The following is a 21,653-nucleotide window of genomic DNA, read 5'->3' on the forward strand; positions in this document are numbered from 1 at the left end:
ACAACAATTTATTTTGTTACATCTTATTTCAAAATAATACTAAAAAAGTTTAAATTGCGTTAAAATTACTACAATATCTATATATTATTTTATGAGGTTTTATTTAAAAGCTATTTATTTTTCGATACTAATGGCAACAATTGTAAGTTGTACTAAAGAATATGAGATTCCTCAAGAATTGGTAGTTCACGATTTCGTTTGGAAAGGTTTAAATGCATATTATTTGTATCAAGATCAAATTGAAGATTTATCTGACAGAAGATTTAGTTCTGATCAAGAGCTGAATACTTATTTAAGTTCTTTTACAGATTATAATTCTTTATTTTCTAGTTTATTAATTCCAGAGGATGTAAAATCAACTTTAGTTGAAGATTATAATACCATCACAGAACCAGAATTAAGAACTTCTTTTACCAATGGTTTAGAATTCGGAATTATAGCAGACCCAAATAGTACAACAAATGTCTTGGGTTATGTAACTCATGTTTTACCAAATTCTGATGCATCAACAAAAAACTTAATAAGAGGCGAATATTTTTATGCGGTTAATGGTGTACAACTAACCAGAACTAATTATGAAAGTTTACTTTTAGTTGGCTTTGATAGTTTTACTTTAAATATGGCAGATTTTGATGGAACTACAATTACACCAAATACAAAAACAGTACTTTTAGAAAAACTAGATTATACATATCCTGCTAGTTTTTTAGAAAAATTGATACCTGTAAATGCTGATAATATTGGTTATTTAATGTACAATAATGATTTTTCTAATAATTATATTAATGATTTAAATAATAGTTTCTTAAATTTTAAAAATCAATCAGTTAACGAATTAGTTTTAGACTTAAGATATAGTTCTGGTAGTGATGGGTTCGCAAAAAATATTTCTAAAATTGCAAGCATGATTACTGGTCAGTTTTCAGATGAAGTTTTAATTAAAGAAGAATGGAATACAAAGGCGCAATCTTGGTTTTTAGAAAATGAACCAGATTCATTATTAACTAAGTTTCCATCAGAAATTAGCCAAACATCAATCATAAATAGCTTAAACTTAACAGACGTTTATATCATTTTAAACGGAGAAAATTTTACAGGTTCTTCTGCTACAGAATTATTAATTAATAGCTTAAAAGCGCATATTAATGTACATATTATTGGTAATCAAACTGCAGGGAATAACACAGGTTCAATTACTTTATACAATTCTGAAGATTACGATTTTGTCTTAAAAAATGAAACACATACTGTAGCTTTACAACCAGTAGTGTTAAGTTTTTTAAATAATAACGACGAAACTTATGAAAACGGATTTACACCAAACTTAGATCTTTGTGATAATGAAGATGTATTAGATTTAGGTGTTTTAGGTGAAGTTTCTGACCCAATTTTAAATAGCGTTTTAAATTACATTTCTACAGGAACTCCGATTTCTAATAACAACTGTAATCCTAATAATTATGAATATTTGTTTAATAGCATAAACCCACAAAGAACTACTGATAATGGCGTTTTTATTGAACAAAATTTACCAAACACAAACTAATAAATGAAGCAATTCTTAAAAATTAGCCTTTTAGCAATCACTATATTTTTTATTTCTTGTGATAAAAACAGCCCTTTAGAAACAAATACAACTACCAATGATGATCTTAACTTTTTTATTTGGCAGGGTTTAAATCTTTATTATTTGTGGCAAAAAGATGTGCCAGATTTGGCTGATGATCGTTTTTATAATTACGATGATTTATATACTTATTTTGGAGAATATGATTCACCAGAAGCTGTTTTTGAAAGTTTACTAAACAGACCTGATGATCGTTTTTCTATTATTGTTGATGATTATATTGCTTTAGAAAATTCTTTTCAAGGGTTAAATTTAAGTAACGGAATGGAATTTGGCTTGGTAACTTATAAAAATGGAAGCAATAATGTTTATGGTTATGTACGTTATGTAATCCCAAATTCATCCGCTGAAAGCGAGAACGTTACAAGAGGTATGATTTTTAATACTGTGGATGGTAGCCAAATAACAATTAATAATTACTTGGAATTATTATTTAGCAGTACTACAAATTATACAATTGGTTTAGCAGATTTTAATGATGGAAACCCAATTGAAAATGGAACATCTATTTCTTTAGATAAAACTGAATTGCAAGAAAATCCGATTGCTACATCAAAAGTAATTACAGAAGGGTCTCAAAAAATTGGATATTTAATGTACAATCAATTTGCTAGAAATTACGATAGTCAATTAAATACTGCTTTTGCCAATTTTAAAGCAGAAAATATAAACGATTTAATTGTAGATTTAAGATACAACCCTGGTGGTTCTGTGAGTACAGCAACCTATTTAGGTAGTATGATTACTGGGCAGTTTACAGGAGAATTATACTCGCAAGAAATTTGGAACGATAAAGTAACAGCTGCTTGGCCTTCTGAAACTTTTGTAAATAATTTTACAGATCAAATACGAAATGTAGACACAGATGGTTCAATAATTTTAGAGGAAACCATTAATAGTTTAGGGTTAGAAAGAATTTATTTTATAGTTTCTTATGGATCAGCTTCTGCATCAGAATTGGTTATAAATGCATTAAGTTCTCATATTCAGGTAAATTTAATTGGCGAAACTACAAGAGGTAAGCAACAAGGTTCTATAACTATTTACGATTCTGATAATTTACAAAGAACTGGCGATAATTTAAACCCTAATCATACTTATGCTATGCAACCTTTGGTTTTAGAAATTAGTAATAAAGAGGGTATAAATTATCCTGAAGGAATTATACCAGATACTGCAAATTTTCCTGGTATATTTTTAGAAGAAGATTATGGTAATTTAGGTGTTTTAGGTGAACGTTCAGATCCTTTATTAGACAGAACATTAACTTATATTTCTACAGGACTAAAATCATCAGTAAAAACAAGTAAAACATTGAATTTTAACGAGATTTACGATTCAAAATTAGCAATTCCTGCTTCAGATTATATGTTTGTTGATATAAAATAAAGTATTTTGAACTCTTATTTGAATAAAATAAAAGTTAGGATTTAATGTTTAAATTATTAACATCATCTATACCTTCTTCAATTTCTTTATCTGTTAAAACATCAGGTCTAAACTCGCTCATTAATTCTTCACGTTTCGATTTTGCATATTTAAAACCAGATTTCCACCATTTTCGCATTAGTTTTTCATCAAAAACTAAAGAATTTGTGGTTAAAACTGTTGGTGTATAATATAAGTTCAATTTTACATTTTTATTACTGGCTGCTAATTTACCAATAGTAATATTATGCCTTTCTACATGAGTTAACATAAAATCAAAAACATCAAAAAGTAGTGCAAACGGATTTTTAGAAGGTATTTTATTAAACTGAGTAACTTCTGTTTCTAGAATTATAGCATCAATTTCTGTTGCTCCTCTTAAAATGGCTTCTCTAATTGGCACTAAAGAACCAAAACCACCATCTGCATATTGTTGATTGTTTTTTTCTAACAAACTCATAAAAGGCACATAGTTGCAAGAACCCCAAATCCAATCACAAAAATCTTCGTAAGTACAGTCTTTACTAGATTTATATTCTATTTGGTTTGCAGTTAAGTTAGACACTGTAACTACAACCTCTTTTTCATTATTCTGAATTTGATGATACATTTCTTTAGTAATTTTTCGCTTAATTAAATTGCGTAAATTCTTACTCTCACCAAATGTTTTTCTACCTCTTATAAAATTTATTAAAGTATTAAAGTGATTTATATTCACCACTTTTTCTCCTGCTACTTTTTTTATGGTAAAAGGATTATTACTAAAAATTGTTTCTTGATTTACGTTAGTGTATAACTCTTTTAACTCATCTAACATACCTAAAGACAAATGAGAAACCATTAAACTACCAGTAGAAGTACCTAAAAACAAATCATAATCTCTATTTTCTTTTTTCATTAAATACTGGGCTACACCACCTGCAAAAGCTCCTTTGCTTCCACCACCCGAAATTACCAATGCTTTTTTCATTAACTCAAAATGATTTGTTTATTTTCGTTAAAAATATCAAAAATGAAAAGAATAACACTATTATTTTTTGCTTTCCTTTTAATAAACTCTTGTACTAAAGAATATATCCCTAGAAATATTAACACCATTCAAATACAAAATTTTAAGATTGACAGCACAAGCATAAGAGCTATAAAAGTTCTAGATTCAGAAAAAGTTTATTATGCTGGTTCTAAAGGAAATGTTGGTTTTAAAACGGATAAAGGTGTTTCTTTAAATGCTTTAAACATCAAATACAAAGATTCTATAATTCCGAATTTTAGAAGTGTTGCCTTTAATGGCAATGATTATTTTGCCCTTTCTATTGGTAATCCTGCTTTATTGTATAAAATTTCTAAAGGCGAAGCTAGTTTGGTATACAAAGAAGAACATGAAAAAGTATTTTATGATGCGTTAACTTTTTTTGATGATAATTTACACGGAATTGCAGTTGGAGATCCTACAGAAGATTGTGCTTCAATTATTTTAACTTCGGATGCTGGTAAAACTTGGCAAAAATTATCTTGTACAGCATCTCCTAAATTTGAAACTGGAGAAGCATTTTTTGCAGCAAGTAACACCAACATAATAACAATGGGTAGCACAGTTTGGATTGCTTCTGGAGGCGCAAAAGCAAGAGTTTTAAAATCTACAGATTTTGGTAAAACTTGGCAGGTTTATAACACACCAATTATTCAAGGAAATGGGCCTCAAGGAATTTATTCTATCGATTTTGCTGATAAAAATAACGGAATTATTATTGGAGGTGATTATTCTAAACCACAAGAAAACAAAGCAAACAAAGCCATAACAACAGATGGTGGAAAGACTTGGACTTTAGTTTCTGACAACCAAAACCCAAACTATAAAAGTTGTGTACAATATGTACCAAATACAAATGGTAAAGAGATTTTTGCAGTAGGCAAAACTGGAGTTTCTTTTTCTAATGATGCTGGTAAAACCTGGAAAGATGTTTCTAAAGAGAGTTATTATGCCATTCAGTTTGTAGATAAAAATACGGCTTGGTTAAGTGGTAATGAGAAAATTGGAAAGTTAATATTAGAATAATAAGACCTTTTAATTCTGATAAAAAAGGAAAATATCTTTATAAAAATTTAATGGATATAAAATTTTAAATCCTAGTTTTAATCAACAATATCAAATCTGTGTAAACCTGTGAAATTCGTGTCTAAAAATAGTTATAATATCCTTTTTCTAGCTGCTCTCCTATTTTTGTCTTGCCAAAAGCAATCAGAAATTAGCAAAGGTTTTAATTGCGAAACTTTAGCTTTTAATAATTTAGAAACTGTAAATGATGTAAAAGATCTGTTTTCTTTAGATATTCCTAAAAATTGGAAAACAAATTTATATCAAGATGAAGTGCAATCTTCTATTTTTACAGCAGATACTACAAAACAACTTACTGAAACTGTACTTTTAGATGTAACTTTCATCCAAAATAAAATAGATTTTAATGATGCATTTCTATTGCAACAAGAACAAGAAAACTTGGCTAAAGGTCTTATAAAAACAAAGTCAAAACAGATTTTACTTTTAGAAAAACCATCATTATATATGGTTTTTAAAGGCAAAAAAGGGAAGTTTAACTATCAAGTTTGTAATACTTTTATAAAAGTAAACGAATCAAATTTTGTTTTAGCTAAAACCGAAGTTTATGGAGATTCTTTGGTAAATAATCGTTTTTGCCAAGCTTTTTCGTTGATAGAGAACATCAAACTAAAAAATTAAATTGAAAATATCATCTAGATTATGATTAATAAAGAACAAATTACAGAGCGTTTTATAAGTTATGTAACTATAGATACTGAATCAGACCCAAATAATCCTGCTTTTCCAAGTACAGAAAAACAGTGGGTTTTGGCTAAAAAATTAGTAACTGAACTTCAGCAAATTGGTTTACAAGATGTTGAATTAGATGAAAATTGTTACATAATGGCTAGTTTGCCAAGTAATATCAACTATAAAGTGCCAACTATTGGTTTTATTGCACATATAGATACAAGTCCAGATTTTACAGGAGCCAATGTAAAACCACAAATCATTGAAAACTATCAAGGCAATGCAATCATTTTAAATGAAAAAGAAAACATTGTTTTGTCTCCAGATTATTTTGATGATTTGTTGCAATACAAAGGTCAGACCATTATTACTACTGATGGTACAACACTTTTAGGCGCAGATGATAAAGCTGGAGTTACAGAAATTGTTACTGCAATGGAATATTTAATAAACCATCCAGAAATTAAACACGGAAAAATTAGAATTTGTTTTACACCAGATGAAGAAGTTGGTAAAGGAGCACATTTATTTGATGTGGATAAATTTGGTGCAGAATGGGCGTACACTATGGATGGTAGTCAAATTGGTGAATTAGAATATGAAAATTTTAATGCAGCTTCTGCAATAGTAACTATTTCTGGTAAAATTGTACATCCTGGTTATGCAAAAGGAAAAATGATCAATTCCATTTTAATTGCAAACGATTATATTACTGCTTTACCAACCAAAGAAGTACCAGAACAAACAGAAGATTATGAAGGTTTTTTCCATTTACATGATATTAATGGTGATGTAGAACAAACTGTTTTAGAGTATATTATTAGAGATCACGATTTTGATTTGTTTGAAAAAAGAAAAAAATTGATGCATAAAATTGCAGACGATTTTAACGAACGTTTGCAACAAGATTTAATTTCTGTTGTTATTAAAAATCAATATTTTAATATGAAAGAGAAAATTACACCTGTTATGCATATTGTAGATATTGCAGAAGAAGTAATAAAAGATCTTGGTATTACTCCTTTAATAAAGCCAATTCGTGGAGGAACAGATGGTTCTCAGCTTTCTTATAAAGGTTTGCCTTGCCCAAATATTTTTGCTGGTGGCCATAATTTTCACGGTCGTTTTGAATACGTACCTGTAGAATCTATGATAAAAGCAACAGAAGTAATTATAGGTATTGCACAAAAAGTATCAGAAAAATATCAGTAGATGAAGAAAATCTGCCTATACTTTTAATAGAACAATAAGTAGATTAAATAATTATCAAAAAAAAGTCTCCAAAATAAAATTTTGGAGACATAGTTTTCAATTCGTAACAATGATAACTATTTTCTACGTCTTTTAATCAATAAAAAATCCCTAGATTTTATTTATTCATAAAGAAATATAGGGCAATTTAATACTTCTTGTACTTGTGTAAAAATGCTTTAAGATAACTCAGGGTTTTTCCCCTTTACATTTAAGAAAAACCCCCTTAAATAGGCAATATCTTCTTCTTTATTCTCAGTAATATAAAAAGGTTCAGAGATTTTAATCTTTTTATTTTCAAAATCTAAAGTAGCCATTACTATAGGTACATTTGCACCTTTTGCAATATAATAGAAACCAGTTTTCCAAGTAGTAACTTTTTTACGAGTACCTTCAGGAGAGATGCCTAATCTAAATTCTTCTTTAGAATTAAAAATGTCGATAATAACATCTACAAATTTATTATTCTTACTTCTATCTACAGGTGTGCCACCTAAAGCTTTAAAAATAAAACCAAAAGGACCTTTAAAAAGTGAAGCTTTACCAATAAAATTAATCATTATTCCAGAACTCATTCTGGTTAAGATTGCAATAGGAAAATCTACCCAACTTGTATGTGGAGCAGCAATAACTACATATTTTTTGATGGTTTTATTGAACTCTCCTTCAAACTTCCAACCTAAAATTGTAAATAATATAAATCTTGCAAATACTTTCATTGATTATTGTTGAATCTACAAAAATATGTATTTAATTATATAAACATTAATAAGTTTATTATATTTTGAGTTCTTTTACAAAAAAACAAAATGGAAGAAAATGTTCACACATTTTATTTTGAAAATGGTTAAACCAAGTAACTTTCAGTAATTTACTTGGTACTATTTTCTTTTTACCACCATTATTATAAAACAAATCCTCTTGTGTTTGTTTTTTTAAGCCAGAAACAATAAAATTGGGAGTTTGGTAACTTATACCTGGTAATTTTTCAAAGCTATTCTCGTAAGATTTTCGATGTTCTAATTTTTTTGTTTTAAATTGAATAACTTCACCATAATTATAATCCGTTAAGACATTATAGTTTAAAACTTCTGGTATTAATTGTTTTTCTTTAGGTATTTTAATATCATTTCCTTCTTTATCTTTAACCCTATAGTATTTTAATTCTTTATAAGTCCTTAAAAAGGATTCATAAATAACTTTCTCACAAAATTCACTTTTATTAGCATTAAAATAAACACAATTATATTTTATTAAGTCTGCAATTTGAGCATTTTCAATATCTGAACTAAAAACTTTCTTGTTTTCCTTTCTTTCAAAAAAAACTTCTTTAACTATCATTAAAGGAGGCACTAAACCTGGAAATTCACTTATTTTTTTGAAATTATTAACAAATAAAGGATGAGAGTTTAACGTAACTATATCCCCAATTTCAAATTTATTTTCTATATCATTATTTCTTTCTATTTTCATAGTTTTTTTCTTTAAAGATAAGTAAAAATCTTATATTTACTTCTAAGTAGGGAAGTTCTTTAGTTATTTTTAATAAACATTTATTGAGCCATTGTAAATTTTTAATTTCAATTAATTCAGACCTTTTTAAAGGGATTAATAAATACGTGAATTAATAAAAGTGAATTCTATTTCACTTATCCAAGACAATATTAATATAATCTTGTATAAGTGAAATAGCGCAGTTATTGCTTTCACCCTATATATAATTAATAGAGTGAATTTAATAAGTTTAAGACAGTTTGCTAACATAGTATAAAGGTTTTGAAGTTTAAATAGCTGTATCCATACCTTAATTGGTAAAGTTACGTTCAATTTCATCGGGAATCGTGAATTCGGTTAATAGCTCAGTCATTTAATGATGTTACGTTTATTATATTAAATTCCGAGCGAGAACTTTTCTTACTTTTTTAAATGCTATGAAAAAAAAAGAAAAAGATTGGTTTAAAGATCGAGGTTATCCTCATTTTTCTAATAAGACTCCAAAATCAGTTAGAAAAAATGTTCTTGGCTATATTTTAAATACTAAAAATATTGCAAAACATTCTTTTTCACCTTTAATTTTTAAGGAGATTAAACAACGTAGATATAAAGAGTCTGAGTTTAATGGAGTTTTAAAACGTTCTCATAAAAAACAAAATAAAAAAGGCAAAATAGTTTCTAATACCAAAATTAGACCTATTCTTTATGCAACTCATATTGATGCTCATATTTATTCTTATTACACTCAAAAAATCATTACTCCAAAATATGAATCTTATTTAAAGAAAAATAAATTATTATCAGATTCAATAACTGCTTACAGAAGAATAGAAACTGATGATAAATTAAAGTTTAAGAACAATGTTCATTTTGCAAAAGATGTTTTTGATGAAATAAAGAAAAGAGAAAACTGTGTAGCTTTAGTGTTAGATATTGAGAACTTCTTCCCTACTCTAAATCATAAAAAAATAAAATTAGCTTGGGCTAAAATACTAGGATATAAATCTTTACCAAAAGATCATTATAATTTGTTTAAAGCTATTACCAAGTTTTCATATGTGAATTTAAAAGATTTAAAAACCAAAAATGGTCATTTTGATGAAAAAGAATTAGCCAAACACAAAAAAAATGGAAAACACACTTTTTTTGATAATATTCAAGACCTTTTAGAAAGTGATATTGTAATTCATAAAAATCAAAAACATAACGAAAATAAGGATTGTAAAAAACTAAGAGGTATTCCTCAAGGTTTACCTATAAGTGCATTAATTGCAAATATTTATATGTTAGCTTTTGATGAAGCTGTTATTAATGAATTAACTATAAAACACAATGTTTTTTACAGAAGATATTCAGATGACATAGTAGTTTTGTGTAAAGAGAATCAAATAGATTTTGTTGAGGATTTTATTATTAATGAGGTTAAAAAAATTGAATTAACCATATCAAAAGAAAAAACAGAAAAAACACTTTTTAAAAACCATAATAATAGGCTTCTATCATTTAAAATTAAAAAAGACAATACTTTACAAGAAAACTTTCCTTTAAATTATTTAGGTTTTGAATTTTATGGTTATCAAACTTTGATTAAATCTAAAAATTTAGCTCAGTTTTACAGAGAAATGAAACAAACTGTAAAAAGAAAACACAAAAGAGTTGAAACCATTAAAGAAAAATATCTTTTAGATGAAGCACCTTTATTTAAAAGAAAAGTTTATAGACTATACAGTTTTAAAGGAGTAAAGTCAAGATGGTTACCTCAAAAAGGCAAAGAATACGATAGAAAATTTAGAGGCAATTATTTAAGATATGCTTACAGAGCAGCAGATGATTTAAATGCTCCAGAAATAAAAAGACAATTGCGAAATCATTGGAAAATTTTACAAACAACAATGAAGAAGTATGATTTTTCTAATGTTGATAATGATAAAACTATATAGAAAAATTACTTTAATTACTTACTTTTACATAATAAATTAATACAATGACAGATTTGATTGCTTACTTTTTAATAGCACTGGTTTTTAGTGTAATAGGTTTTTTTATTGGTAAATTACTTACCAAATTAAATTTAGAAAAAGAGAACACAATTGTAGAGAAAGAAAAGTCTACTTTACAAGAACGCGTTGCTCTGTTACAACAGTCTAAAGATCTTGCCGAAAACAATTTTATTGAATTACAAAAAGAGGTAAAAAGCAGTCAGCAAGAAAAAGAAAATTTACTGCAATTAAATACACGTCAAGATTCAGAAATTAAAAACTTACAGTTAAAATTAGAAGAACACAAAGCAGAAGTAGAAAATCTTCAGAAAAAATTTACCAGTGATTTTGAGGTTTTAGCCAATAAAATTTTAGAAGAAAAGTCAAATAAATTTACAGAACAAAACAAAGAAAATTTAAAAGTAATTTTAAATCCTTTGCAAGAAAAAATAAAGGTTTTTGAAGATAAAGTAGATAAAACTCATAAAGAAAGTATCGATTATCATGCAGCTTTACGTCAGCAAATTTTAGGTTTAAAAGAGTTAAATCAACAAATGAGTAAAGACACTTTAAACTTAACCAAAGCTTTAAAAGGTGATTCTAAAATGCAAGGTAATTGGGGTGAATTAGTTTTAGAACGTGTTTTAGAAAAATCTGGTTTAGAGAAAGATAGAGAGTATTTTGTGCAGCAAAGCTTTACTACTGAAGAAGGCAAAAGAGTGTTGCCAGATGTTGTAATTCATTTGCCAGATAACAAAAAAATGATTGTAGATTCTAAAGTTTCATTAACTGCTTACGAGCAATTTATAAATGAAGATGATGAAACTTTAAAGACACAATTTTTAAAAGAACACATCAATTCTTTAAAAAGACATATTGAGCAATTATCAGAAAAAAAATATGAAGATTTATATCAAATAGAATCACCAGACTTTGTATTGTTATTCATTCCTATAGAACCTGCTTTTGCTGTGGCATTAAATGCTGATAATCATTTGTACAACAAAGCTTTTGAGAAAAACATTGTTATTGTAACTCCTTCTACTTTATTAGCCACATTAAGAACCATAGATTCTATGTGGAATAACGAAAAGCAACAAAGAAATGCAATGGAAATTGCAAGACAAGCTGGTGCTTTATACGATAAATTTAATGGTTTATTAACTGATTTAATTGGTATTGGTAAACGTATTGATGATAGCAAAAAAGAATATTCTAATGCCATGAATAAATTGTTTGATGGTAGAGGAAACTTAATTACTTCTGTAGAAAAGCTCAAGAAAATGGGCGCAAAAGCCAAAAAATCACTTCCCGAAAAAATTATTGAAAGAGCAAACAACGACTAACTATTTGCTTTTGAGTTAAGATTAACTTTATAAGAGTTAAGCCCAACTTTATTTCTACTTTACTTTTGTAGTGTAACAATTAAAGACACATTATGAAAGATAATAAAGATAAAGAAACTAAGCTATATAAAGACGTCGAAACTGAAGGTATTACCGAAAATGTTGCTGGTGAACAAACCATACAAACCGAAGAAACTAAAATTTTAAAAGGTACTAATGGTGATAAAGATAAAGAGGTTTTGATTGGAAAAGACATTGATAAAATTGATGAAATTAAAGAAGGTCATGATACTTTACAAAAAAGAATTTTGGCAAAACTTATGAAATAAGGAATCGAAATACTAACCCCAAAAATTACTAAAATGGCAGAAGACAAACACGAGCCTCATTTACATCCATTAAAAGGGACTGTAAAAGATGGCTATAAAGATAAAAATAGTAGCAAAAGAAGGCTACAAGGAGAAGATAAAGAGTTATTAGAGAATCAAGTACATAGTGCTACAGATAAATCTGATAAAAGAGTTGCTGATAAAATTCAGAACAGCTAAAAAACTTATCATTCTCATAAATTAAATTAATAATAATTAAAAAACACACATTATGAACACAGACACAAAACAAGGTAAATGGAAACAAATTAAAGGTGAATTTAAAGATAAATTCGGACAAATTACCAATGATGAATCTACAGAAGCCGAAGGAAAAAAAGATAAATTAATTGGTGAAATCCAAGAGAAATATGGAAAAACCAAAGATGAAATTGCTGAAGAAATTAAGAGTTGGTAATTTAAAAATCAACCTAAAAATGTAAGTATCAAAGCATTAAACTTTGATACTTTTTTTATGATTTTAATTTAAATCTATTTATCAATTTACCTACAGTTAAACCTTGTACAATTATAGAAAACACAACCACTATATAAGTAATTACTAAAAATAAATCTCTATGCATTTCTGTTGATAAACCTAAGGCTAACGCAATAGAAATTCCACCACGTAAACCTCCCCAAGTCATAATTAAATTGGTTTTTGGCACAAAATCTAACTTCTTTTTAAAGATATTAATTGGCAGAAATAAAGAGATATATCTACAAATTAAAACAATTGGTATTGCTATTAAACCTGCAATAATATATTTACCTTCAAAAACTAAAACTAGCATTTCCATACCAATTAAAACGAATAAAATTGCATTTAAAAGGATGTCTAATAATTCCCAAAATTTATCTACATATTTCTCTGTTACTTCAGACATAGAACTTGCTCTTACAGTATCATTACCAACAATTAAACCAGCAGTTACCATTGCTAAAGGTGCAGATAAATGTAATTTATGTGCAATTACTGTACCTCCCATAACTGCAGCTAAAGTTATAATTACTTCTATATCATAATCGTCTATAGACTTTATTAAACGATAAGAAACCCATCCTAACAAACCACCTAACACAATTCCACCAATTACTTCTTGCCCAAATAATTGTGCAACATCTACAAAAGATGTATTATCTATACCCGATTTTGCAATCTGAAAAATGGTTAAGAAAACCACAACTCCTACTCCATCATTAAATAAAGATTCACCAACAATTTTAGTTTCCAATTTTTTTGGTGCACCAACTTGTTTTAAAATCCCTAAAACAGCAATAGGATCTGTTGGTGAAATTAGAGCTCCAAATAACAAACAATAAATAAAATTAACATCGAAACTTAAAACATTAAGGATAAAGAACATAACAATACCCACTAAAAATGTTGATGTTAAGACTCCTAATGTAGAAAATAGTAAAATTGGCCAACGTTGAATTTTTAATTGCTCAAAATTGGTATGCAAAGCACCTGCAAACAACAAGAAACTTAACATTTCATCTAATAAAACAGATTTAAAATCAATACTAGAAATAATTGATTTTTCTAAATTTAACAAAGTAGGATCAAAATAACTTATCAATAAAACAATTAAAGTAAAAACAATTGTCATTATCATTAAACCAATTGTGTTTGGCATTTTTAGTAAACGAACGTTTACATAACCAAAAATGGCAGAAAGAAAAACTAAAACTGTTGCAATAAAATAAGCGTCCATATTGTTTTTCGTCAAATTTAAAAAAAAGAACCTGTAATAGTGTCAACTCTTAAGAATATTTATTATTTAATAATGTCTGTCAAATAAAGTTGTTTATAAAGGTGATTTTCTATTTCGAATTCAAATATGTTTTTTTAACTATCATTTATAAATTGACAATTATCATAATACTTAAATTTAAGTAATATTACTTTTGATTGTTCTAAATCTCTATTTTGAAATTAGATAAATATTATTTCTAAGTAACATTAAAATTTACACTTTTTAAACGATCAATTTTATGAATATTTTTTATTCAATTCTATCTTTAACACCAATATTGGTTTTGCTTTTGGTAAGTTTATTAAAAGGTGTAAAAGCCGGAATTTATTCTGGTTTTATAATAACAACAATATTATTTTTTATATGGGATAGTAAGTTAATTGCTTTTCCTGCGGCTTTAATATCTGCTTTTATCAACACGATTTCAATTTTAATGATTGTTTTTGGAGCATTGTTACTACATTCTAATATGGAACAAGTAGGTTTTATTGAAAAAATAAAAAATTCTCTTAAAAAAGCACACTATAATTCTAGTTTTCAATTTTATTTTTTAGCTTTTTTCTTAACTGCCTTTTTTGAAAGCGTTGCAGGTTTTGGTACTCCAGGAGCAATTGTTCCTCTTTTATTAATTTCTTTAGGTTATTCACCAATTTTATCAATTGTTGTTGTTTTACTTATTGATGGTCTATTTGCTATTACAGGTGCAATTGGCACTCCTGTTATAGCAGGTTTTCAAGGTTCTTTAGAAATAGGAATATTACAAGTTAAATTAATTTACCTTTATGCATCCTGTTTTATGATAATTTCAGGAGCCATATTATTATATTTTATTCAACGTTTTGTAGTTAAAGAACATCCAGAAATTTCTGCTTATAGTTGGAAATTATACTTTAGCATTGCCATACCTTTTGTTCTTTTATCATTTTTTCTTCGAGAACTAACAGGTGTTATTGCTTCAACATTTATGGGTGCTTTCTCCTTTTTTTTCTTTTTCACAAACAAAAAATTAGATTGGAAACCTTGGATACCTTATGGAGTATTAGTTGTACTACTCTTAGTACCCAAAATAATAACCGCTATTGAACCGCTAATATCTTTTAAATTATCATTTAATAATATGTTTAATTCTGATGTAAATGCATCATTCCAACCTTTTAGGTCTCCACTTTTTCCGTTTGTAATTGCTTCATTTTGTGCAGCTCTTTTAGGTAAAAATCATAAAATGAAATTTAAGCCTGCACTGAAAAAAACGTTAAGTATTTTTTTTATTTTATTTCCATCACTTGGTATAACTCAACTAATGTTATCAAGTGGAACAACAATGCTTTCTATGATAGACACTATGTCTATGTTATTTGCAAAAACAGGAAATGCCTATCCTTTAATTAGTCCATTTATTGGGCTAATGGGTACTTTTATAACAGGTAGTACCACAGTTTCTAACATTATTTTTGGATCAGTTCAATATAATTCAGCAGAAAACTTGAATTTATCTACAGAATTAATATTAGCAATGCAATTAAATGGAGCTTCTTTAGGTAATGCTATTTGCTTATTTAACATTATTTCTGCAGCAGCAGTTGCAGGTGTAGATAAATACACGAAAATATTGAATAATAATATTGGTCCTATATTGTTGGCTACATTTACAACCTCTATAATAGGTTTTATTATTCTAGCTATAATTTAAAAAAGTTTAGATAAAAAAAAAACACCACTTAAAATAAAGTGGTGTTTTTTTTAAAAGAAAAGTGAGTTTACATCACAAATAATCTACGAGCACTCATCATATCAGCAACACGTTCTCCTATTTCGTGTAAAGCCTCTTCATTTTCAGCATTCTGTATTGCTTCATCAATAAAATCAACAACAGCTTTCATATCTTCAGTTTTTAAACCACGAGTTGTAATTGCTGCAGTACCTACTCTAATTCCAGAAGTTACAAACGGACTTTTATCATCAAAAGGAACCATATTTTTGTTTACTGTAATATCTGCTTTACCTAAAGCAATTTCTGCATCTTTACCAGAAATATCTTTGTTACGTAAATCGATTAACATACAATGATTGTCTGTACCACCAGAAATTAAATTATATCCTTTAGCTACAAATTCTTTAGCCATTGCAGCTGCATTTTCTTTTACTTGAATTTGATATTCTAAAAACTCATCTGTTAAAGCCTCTCCAAAAGCAATTGCTTTAGCAGCAATAACGTGCTCTAAAGGTCCACCTTGATTTCCAGGGAAAACAGCAGAATTTATTAAAGTAGACATTTTTTTAGGCTTCCCAGATTTTAAAGTTTCTCCAAACGGATTTTCGAAATCTTTACCAATCATAATCATTCCTCCTCTTGGGCCTCTTAAAGTTTTGTGAGTTGTTGTAGTAACAATATGACAATGAGGTAAAGGATCATTTAATATTCCTTTGGCAATTAAACCTGCAGGATGAGAAATATCTGCCATTAAAATTGCGCCAACTGAATCTGCAATTTCTCTAAAACGAGCAAAATCAATATCTCTAGAATACGCAGAAGCACCAGCAATAATTAAATTTGGTAATTCAGCAGTTGCAGTTTCTTGAATTTTATCATAATTTAAAACACCAGTTTCTTTTTCAACTCCATAAAAAGAAGTTTCATATAATTTACCAGAAAAATTTACTGGAGAACCGTGTGTTAAATGCCCTCCATGAGATAAATCGAAACCTAAAATTTTATCTCCAGGTTTTAAACACGCTGCAAAAACAGCAGTATTTGCTTGAGAACCAGAGTGTGGCTGTACATTTACATACTCAGCACCAAATAATTCTTTAGCTCTATCTATGGCAATTTGTTCAACAATATCTACAATTTCACAACCTCCATAATATCTTTTTCCAGGATATCCTTCAGCATATTTGTTCGTTAAAATAGAGCCCTGTGCCAACATTACTTGATCGCTCACAAAGTTTTCTGAAGCTATTAACTCCAAACCATTTAATTGTCTTTCTTTTTCTTCCTGAATAAGGTCAAAAATTTGATTGTCTATTTGCATTGTTGCTTATATTAATTAATTCTACAAAAATAATTAAAATCGAATTGTTTTTGAAGCTATTTTTTCGATGTTTTTAACAACTTATTAATAATTAAAGAATACTCATTAAACTATTCTTAAAATTATATTTTTCATTCAATATTTGTTTTAAAATGATAAAAAATTATGTAGGTTTGATAAAAATAAAATCCTTACAATGATTATAACCGCAAATAATCCTAAAAGAAAATCTTGGTTAAAAGTAAAAGAGAATTCAGATTTTCCGATTCAAAATATCCCTTTTGGTGTTTTTATAACCAGAGATGATATTATTACAATTGGAAGTAGAATTGGCGATTTTGCAATAGATTTAGGAGCCTTTCATCAATTAGGTTATTTTGATGGAATTCCGCTTACAGACGATATTTTTTTACAAGATAATTTAAATGATTTTATTGCTGATGGCCGTAAAACATGGAGATTAGTGCGTAATAGAATTGCAGAAGTTTTTGATGTAACAAACGGAAGTTTAAGAGATAATCCAGATCATAAAGACAAAATTATTTTTAGAATGGACGAAGTAGAAATGCTTTTGCCAGTTGCTGTTGGAGATTATACCGATTTTTATGCAAGTAAAGAACACGCAACAAATGTTGGTTCTTTATTTAGAGATCCAGAAAATGCTTTACTACCAAATTGGTTACACATACCTATTGGTTATCATGGTAGAAGTTCTTCTATAATTCCTTCTGGTACACCAATAAAAAGACCTTATGGACAAACAAAACCTGCAGAAGGTAGCAATACTCCTAGTTTTGGACCAAGTAAATTAATAGATTTTGAACTAGAAATGGCTTTTATTACCACTGATGCCAATGTTATGGGTGATAGAATTCCGATTGAAGAAGCAGAAGAATATATTTTTGGTTTGGTGCAATTTAATGATTGGTCTGCAAGAGATATACAAGCCTGGGAATATGTGCCTTTAGGACCATTTTTAGGAAAAAGTTTTGCTTCTACCATTTCTCCTTGGATTGTTACCTTAGATGCTCTAGAACCTTTTAGAGTTGATAACCCAAAACAAGCACACGAACCACTTTCTTATTTAAAACAAGAAGGTAAAGGAAGTTACGATATTCATTTACAAGTTGGCATTCAGCCAGAAAAGGGAGAAGAAACTGTTGTTGCCAATTCTAACTTTAAATATATGTATTGGACAATGGCTCAGCAATTGGCACATCATACTGTAAATGGATGCCCAGTAGAAGCAGGAGATATGATGGGTTCTGGAACCATTTCTGGACCAACAAAAGATAGTTTTGGTTCTATGTTAGAATTAACTTGGAAGGGAGAAAATCCTATAAAATTAAAAGACGGAACAGAACGTAAATTTATTAATGATAACGATACTGTAATTATGCGTGCACATTGTAAAAATGATAAAGTGCGTATTGGTTTTGGTGAATGTGTAGGTAAAATATTACCAGCTAAATAGTTTATCAATTTTATAATAAAAAAAGCTCTGAAAATTCAGAGCTTTTTTTATTTCAATTCATTTTATTTAATCTTCATCAGAAATATTTACATCAAAATCATCATTATCTTCAAAGAAATCTTCATCTTCTGCATATTCTTCCATTGCTTCCTCTAACTTAGTGCTAATTTTAACTAAATAGTCTGTATCTTCAGTTTTCACTTCTACAGCCTTAATGGTTTCTCCTTTTGCATTTTTAAAAGAGATGATATCTGAATAATCATATCCATCAGGATATTTTTCTACCAATAAATCTAAAATATCAGTAGTTAACTTAGCGTATTCTACAATTACTCGTTTCATTTTTTATAAAATAGTTTTAATTAGCAATTTTGCTTTTTTTATAAAAGCATTTACCATGCTACATTTCTAATAAATAAGCAAAAATTAACGGAGCAACAATTGTTGCATCACTTTCTATTATAAATTTTGGAGTATCTATATCTAATTTACCCCAAGTAATTTTTTCGTTTGGTACTGCACCAGAATACGAACCATAACTTGTTGTAGAATCTGAAATCTGACAAAAATAACTCCAAAATGGTGTTTCTGGCTTTTCCATATCTTGATACAACATTGGCACTACACAAATAGGAAAATCTCCTGCAATTCCTCCTCCTATTTGAAAAAATCCAATTCCGTTTTCAGAATTATTAGTATACCAATCTGCTAAAAATGTCATGTATTCAATCCCAGATTTCATGGTACTTGCTTTTAATTCGCCTTTTAAAACATAAGAAGCAAAAATGTTTCCCATCGTAGAATCTTCCCAACCCGGACAAATAATTGGTAAGTTTTTTTCTGCGGCAGCATACATCCAAGAGTCTTTTAAATCAATTTCATAATACTGTTCTAAAACTCCGGATAGCAATAATTTATACATGTATTCATGTGGTAAATAACGTTCTCCGTTTGCTTCTGCATCTTTCCATATTTTTACAATATGTTCTTGTATTCTTCTAAAGGCTTCTTCTTCTGGTATGCAAGTGTCTGTAACTCGGTTTAATCCTTTTTCTAATAAATCCCACTCATCTTGTGGCGTTAAATCTCTATAATTAGGCACACGTTTGTAATGAGAATGTGCTACTAAATTCATAATATCTTCTTCTAAATTTGCGCCAGTACAAGAAACAATTTGCACTTTATCTTTACGAATCATTTCTGCAAAAATCTTACCTAATTCTGCTGTACTCATTGCTCCTGCTAAAGAAACTAACATTTTAGATCCTTTATTTAATTGGTCTTCATACCCTTTTGCTGCATCTACTAAAGCAGCTGCATTGAAGTGTAAAAAGTATTTTTCTATAAAATTTGTAATCGGTTTTTTCATTTTTTTATTTTGTTTGATAAAATTTCTAAATGTTATCGATACGATTTTTCGAAAAGGAAAAATCACTCGAACTGACAGTCCTTTCTTTAAGTGATTATTTATTTGCTGTCACATCGAGTAAAATTTCTATTTCAGAAATTTTGTATCGAGATGTTTTTTTATTTATTTATAGATTTTATCGTTATTTTATTTATTAATTATTTTTTTGAAGTTTTTTAACTTCGAAGATGTCTTTTCTTCTATCTTTTAAATTACGTACACTACCAAATTGATTTAAATCTTTTAAGAGATCTAAATCTACATCAGCAATTAAAATCATTTCTGTATTTGTGGTAGCTTCTGCTTTAATTCCGTTTGCCGGAAACGAAAAATCACAAGGTGTAAACACCATCGATTGTGCATATTGTATGTCCATATTATTTACTTTTGGTAAATTACCAACACTACCTGCAATGGCTACATAACACTCATTTTCTATCGCTCTTGCTTGTGCACAATGTCTTACTCTAGAATATCCATTCTGTGTGTCCGTTAAAAACGGGATAAATAAAATATCCATTCCTTCTTCTGCCAAAATTCTACTTAATTCTGGAAACTCAGAATCATAACAAATTAAAACTCCTATTTTACCACAATCGGTATCAAATGTTTTTAGTTGATTTCCACCTTGCATTCCCCAAACTTTAGTTTCATCTGGAGTTACATGCAATTTTTCATAACGTTCTGTACTACCATCTCTTTTACAGATATAACCTACATTATACAACAACTCCTCTTTTATTTCTGGCATACTACCCGTAATAATATTGATGTTGTATGTAATTGCTAATTCAGAAAATTTCTGAACAATTATAGGTGTATATTTAGCCAATTCTCTAATTGCTTCCGATTCTGGTAAGTGATTATTATCCGCCATTAAAGGCGCATTAAAAAACTCTGGAAACAATGCAAAATCAGAACGATACGCAGAAACTGCATCTACAAAATATTCTGCTTGTTGCATTAATTCTTCCAAATCTTTATACAAACGCATTTGCCACTGAATCAATCCTAAACGAACTACTTTTTTCTTTGTCGCTGCTTTTTTAGATTTTTTCTCGTAATAAATATTGTCCCACTCTAATAAAACGGCAAACTCACCAGAATTTTCATCACCTTCTAAATATCCTTTTAAAATTTTTGAAGGATGAAAATCATTCGAAATTTGAAAGTTTAAAACCGGATCGTTAATTTCTTTACGCTTTACACTTTCTATATATTCTTTTGGTGATAAAGTTGCTGCATATTTATGATAATTTGGTATTCTTCCTCCAAATGCAATTCCTCTTAAATTCTGCTTTTCTGCCAACTCTTTTCTGTAATCATACAATCTTCTACCCAAGCGTAAACCTCTGTATTCTGATTTTATAAAAACATCAATTCCGTATAAAACATCACCATTTTCGTCATGTGTATCAAACGTATAATTGTCTGTAATATCTTTGTAGGTATGCTGATCATCGAAACTATCGTAATCTAATTTGATAGACAATGCACAACCTGCTAATTCTCCATTTATTTTGATAACAACTTGTCCTTCAGGAAATTTTTCGATTAGTGTTTTAATCTGATTTTCTTTCCAATAAGAATCTGGCATGCTAGAATATGCCTGAATCATTGCAGCTTTTAAAGCTTTATAATCGTCTAAAGTTAAAAACTGCAATTCGATATTTTCTATATTTTTTATCATTATAGAAA

The 21,653-nt window shown here is 28.3% G+C and carries 20 protein-coding genes; 12 read left to right on the forward strand and 8 right to left on the reverse strand.

Features of this window, described 5'->3' with window-relative positions; all coding sequences use genetic code 11:
- The first annotated feature begins 130 nt into the window (after window positions 1-130).
- Together KO506_RS13345 and KO506_RS13350 are read left to right on the forward strand one after the other, a co-directional pair.
- On the forward strand, window positions 131-1,546 hold the full coding sequence (locus tag KO506_RS13345; protein ID WP_252726865.1) for a S41 family peptidase: 1,416 nt from the start codon (window positions 131-133) through the stop codon (window positions 1,544-1,546).
- 3 nt (window positions 1,547-1,549) lie between these two features.
- Complete coding sequence (locus KO506_RS13350; RefSeq protein ID WP_215995420.1) at window positions 1,550-3,016, forward strand: S41 family peptidase; 1,467 nt, start codon at window positions 1,550-1,552, stop codon at window positions 3,014-3,016.
- A gap of 34 nt (window positions 3,017-3,050) precedes the next feature.
- On the opposite strand, the gene KO506_RS13355 is transcribed toward KO506_RS13350, so the two are convergent.
- Complete coding sequence (locus tag KO506_RS13355; protein WP_215995421.1) at window positions 3,051-4,025, reverse strand: patatin-like phospholipase family protein; 975 nt, start codon at window positions 4,023-4,025, stop codon at window positions 3,051-3,053.
- 42 nt (window positions 4,026-4,067) lie between these two features.
- Between KO506_RS13355 and KO506_RS13360 the strand changes: the two genes are divergently transcribed.
- The 3 genes from KO506_RS13360 to pepT all read left to right on the forward strand — a co-directional run bounded on the left by KO506_RS13360 (window position 4,068) and on the right by pepT (window position 7,055).
- On the forward strand, window positions 4,068-5,111 hold the full coding sequence (locus tag KO506_RS13360) for a WD40/YVTN/BNR-like repeat-containing protein (protein WP_215995422.1): 1,044 nt from the start codon (window positions 4,068-4,070) through the stop codon (window positions 5,109-5,111).
- A gap of 117 nt (window positions 5,112-5,228) precedes the next feature.
- Window positions 5,229-5,792, forward strand: a complete 564-nt coding sequence (locus KO506_RS13365; RefSeq protein ID WP_215995423.1) for a hypothetical protein — start codon at window positions 5,229-5,231, stop codon at window positions 5,790-5,792.
- A gap of 21 nt (window positions 5,793-5,813) precedes the next feature.
- Window positions 5,814-7,055, forward strand: coding sequence for a peptidase T (gene pepT, locus KO506_RS13370; RefSeq protein WP_215995424.1), 1,242 nt, complete (start codon window positions 5,814-5,816; stop codon window positions 7,053-7,055).
- Between the two features lie 218 nt (window positions 7,056-7,273).
- Here pepT and KO506_RS13375 read toward each other — a convergent pair whose 3' ends face one another.
- On the reverse strand, window positions 7,274-7,813 hold the full coding sequence (locus KO506_RS13375) for a 1-acyl-sn-glycerol-3-phosphate acyltransferase (RefSeq protein WP_215995425.1): 540 nt from the start codon (window positions 7,811-7,813) through the stop codon (window positions 7,274-7,276).
- Between the two features lie 58 nt (window positions 7,814-7,871).
- Window positions 7,872-8,567, reverse strand: coding sequence for a hypothetical protein (locus tag KO506_RS13380; RefSeq protein WP_215995426.1), 696 nt, complete (start codon window positions 8,565-8,567; stop codon window positions 7,872-7,874).
- Between the two features lie 458 nt (window positions 8,568-9,025).
- On the opposite strand from KO506_RS13380, the gene KO506_RS13385 reads away from it, so the two are divergent.
- From KO506_RS13385 to KO506_RS13405, 5 genes are all read left to right on the forward strand, one after another.
- Window positions 9,026-10,528 carry a reverse transcriptase domain-containing protein gene (locus KO506_RS13385; RefSeq protein ID WP_215995427.1) on the forward strand — a complete coding sequence of 501 codons (1,503 nt, stop codon included), beginning with the start codon at window positions 9,026-9,028 and terminating at the stop codon, window positions 10,526-10,528.
- Window positions 10,529-10,572: 44 nt separating this feature from the next.
- Window positions 10,573-11,913: a DNA recombination protein RmuC gene (gene rmuC / locus KO506_RS13390; RefSeq protein ID WP_215995428.1), complete on the forward strand. Its 1,341-nt coding sequence runs from the start codon at window positions 10,573-10,575 to the stop codon at window positions 11,911-11,913.
- A gap of 92 nt (window positions 11,914-12,005) precedes the next feature.
- Window positions 12,006-12,242 carry a hypothetical protein gene (locus KO506_RS13395; protein ID WP_215995429.1) on the forward strand — a complete coding sequence of 79 codons (237 nt, stop codon included), beginning with the start codon at window positions 12,006-12,008 and terminating at the stop codon, window positions 12,240-12,242.
- Between the two features lie 33 nt (window positions 12,243-12,275).
- Window positions 12,276-12,461 carry a hypothetical protein gene (locus tag KO506_RS13400; protein WP_215995430.1) on the forward strand — a complete coding sequence of 62 codons (186 nt, stop codon included), beginning with the start codon at window positions 12,276-12,278 and terminating at the stop codon, window positions 12,459-12,461.
- Window positions 12,462-12,513: 52 nt separating this feature from the next.
- Window positions 12,514-12,699: a CsbD family protein gene (locus KO506_RS13405; protein ID WP_215995431.1), complete on the forward strand. Its 186-nt coding sequence runs from the start codon at window positions 12,514-12,516 to the stop codon at window positions 12,697-12,699.
- A 55-nt stretch (window positions 12,700-12,754) separates the two neighbouring features.
- Here KO506_RS13405 and KO506_RS13410 read toward each other — a convergent pair whose 3' ends face one another.
- Window positions 12,755-13,999 (reverse strand): cation:proton antiporter, encoded by a 1,245-nt coding sequence (locus KO506_RS13410; protein ID WP_215995686.1) that lies wholly within the window; start codon window positions 13,997-13,999, stop codon window positions 12,755-12,757.
- Between the two features lie 280 nt (window positions 14,000-14,279).
- Between KO506_RS13410 and KO506_RS13415 the strand changes: the two genes are divergently transcribed.
- Window positions 14,280-15,731 (forward strand): L-lactate permease, encoded by a 1,452-nt coding sequence (locus tag KO506_RS13415; RefSeq protein ID WP_215995432.1) that lies wholly within the window; start codon window positions 14,280-14,282, stop codon window positions 15,729-15,731.
- 67 nt (window positions 15,732-15,798) lie between these two features.
- On the opposite strand, the gene glyA is transcribed toward KO506_RS13415, so the two are convergent.
- Window positions 15,799-17,073 carry a serine hydroxymethyltransferase gene (gene glyA / locus KO506_RS13420; protein ID WP_215995433.1) on the reverse strand — a complete coding sequence of 425 codons (1,275 nt, stop codon included), beginning with the start codon at window positions 17,071-17,073 and terminating at the stop codon, window positions 15,799-15,801.
- A gap of 196 nt (window positions 17,074-17,269) precedes the next feature.
- On the opposite strand from glyA, the gene fahA reads away from it, so the two are divergent.
- The gene (gene fahA, locus KO506_RS13425; RefSeq protein ID WP_215995434.1) at window positions 17,270-18,547 is read left to right on the forward strand and encodes a fumarylacetoacetase; all 1,278 of its coding nucleotides are present in this window, start codon (window positions 17,270-17,272) and stop codon (window positions 18,545-18,547) included.
- A gap of 66 nt (window positions 18,548-18,613) precedes the next feature.
- Here the strand turns inward: fahA and KO506_RS13430 are convergent, their stop codons facing one another.
- The 3 genes from KO506_RS13430 to KO506_RS13440 form a co-directional block, all read right to left on the reverse strand.
- The gene (locus tag KO506_RS13430; protein ID WP_215995435.1) at window positions 18,614-18,889 is read right to left on the reverse strand and encodes a hypothetical protein; all 276 of its coding nucleotides are present in this window, start codon (window positions 18,887-18,889) and stop codon (window positions 18,614-18,616) included.
- A gap of 58 nt (window positions 18,890-18,947) precedes the next feature.
- Window positions 18,948-19,916: a deoxyhypusine synthase family protein gene (locus KO506_RS13435; RefSeq protein ID WP_215995436.1), complete on the reverse strand. Its 969-nt coding sequence runs from the start codon at window positions 19,914-19,916 to the stop codon at window positions 18,948-18,950.
- Between the two features lie 193 nt (window positions 19,917-20,109).
- Window positions 20,110-21,645: a carbon-nitrogen hydrolase family protein gene (locus KO506_RS13440; RefSeq protein ID WP_215995437.1), complete on the reverse strand. Its 1,536-nt coding sequence runs from the start codon at window positions 21,643-21,645 to the stop codon at window positions 20,110-20,112.
- Window positions 21,646-21,653: the final 8 nt, after the last annotated feature.

The organism is Polaribacter vadi (assembly GCF_018861005.1).
Lineage (GTDB): Bacteria > Bacteroidota > Bacteroidia > Flavobacteriales > Flavobacteriaceae > Polaribacter > Polaribacter vadi_A.

Excerpts from the sequence above, each read along its gene's own strand:
- KO506_RS13405 (WP_215995431.1), top strand. The coding sequence starts at position 12,514 with ATGAACACAGACACAAAACAAGGTAAATGGAAACAAATTAAAGGTGAA.
- KO506_RS13375 (WP_215995425.1), bottom strand. The coding sequence starts at position 7,813 with ATGAAAGTATTTGCAAGATTTATATTATTTACAATTTTAGGTTGGAAG.
- KO506_RS13385 (WP_215995427.1), top strand. The coding sequence starts at position 9,026 with ATGAAAAAAAAAGAAAAAGATTGGTTTAAAGATCGAGGTTATCCTCAT.
- KO506_RS13395 (WP_215995429.1), top strand. The coding sequence starts at position 12,006 with ATGAAAGATAATAAAGATAAAGAAACTAAGCTATATAAAGACGTCGAA.
- KO506_RS13430 (WP_215995435.1), bottom strand. The coding sequence starts at position 18,889 with ATGAAACGAGTAATTGTAGAATACGCTAAGTTAACTACTGATATTTTA.
- KO506_RS13345 (WP_252726865.1), top strand. The coding sequence starts at position 131 with ATGGCAACAATTGTAAGTTGTACTAAAGAATATGAGATTCCTCAAGAA.
- KO506_RS13360 (WP_215995422.1), top strand. The coding sequence starts at position 4,068 with ATGAAAAGAATAACACTATTATTTTTTGCTTTCCTTTTAATAAACTCT.
- KO506_RS13415 (WP_215995432.1), top strand. The coding sequence starts at position 14,280 with ATGAATATTTTTTATTCAATTCTATCTTTAACACCAATATTGGTTTTG.
- KO506_RS13355 (WP_215995421.1), bottom strand. The coding sequence starts at position 4,025 with ATGAAAAAAGCATTGGTAATTTCGGGTGGTGGAAGCAAAGGAGCTTTT.
- rmuC (WP_215995428.1), top strand. The coding sequence starts at position 10,573 with ATGACAGATTTGATTGCTTACTTTTTAATAGCACTGGTTTTTAGTGTA.
- KO506_RS13380 (WP_215995426.1), bottom strand. The coding sequence starts at position 8,567 with ATGAAAATAGAAAGAAATAATGATATAGAAAATAAATTTGAAATTGGG.
- fahA (WP_215995434.1), top strand. The coding sequence starts at position 17,270 with ATGATTATAACCGCAAATAATCCTAAAAGAAAATCTTGGTTAAAAGTA.
- KO506_RS13400 (WP_215995430.1), top strand. The coding sequence starts at position 12,276 with ATGGCAGAAGACAAACACGAGCCTCATTTACATCCATTAAAAGGGACT.
- pepT (WP_215995424.1), top strand. The coding sequence starts at position 5,814 with ATGATTAATAAAGAACAAATTACAGAGCGTTTTATAAGTTATGTAACT.
- KO506_RS13435 (WP_215995436.1), bottom strand. The coding sequence starts at position 19,916 with ATGAAAAAACCGATTACAAATTTTATAGAAAAATACTTTTTACACTTC.
- KO506_RS13440 (WP_215995437.1), bottom strand. The coding sequence starts at position 21,645 with ATGATAAAAAATATAGAAAATATCGAATTGCAGTTTTTAACTTTAGAC.
- KO506_RS13410 (WP_215995686.1), bottom strand. The coding sequence starts at position 13,999 with ATGGACGCTTATTTTATTGCAACAGTTTTAGTTTTTCTTTCTGCCATT.
- glyA (WP_215995433.1), bottom strand. The coding sequence starts at position 17,073 with ATGCAAATAGACAATCAAATTTTTGACCTTATTCAGGAAGAAAAAGAA.
- KO506_RS13350 (WP_215995420.1), top strand. The coding sequence starts at position 1,550 with ATGAAGCAATTCTTAAAAATTAGCCTTTTAGCAATCACTATATTTTTT.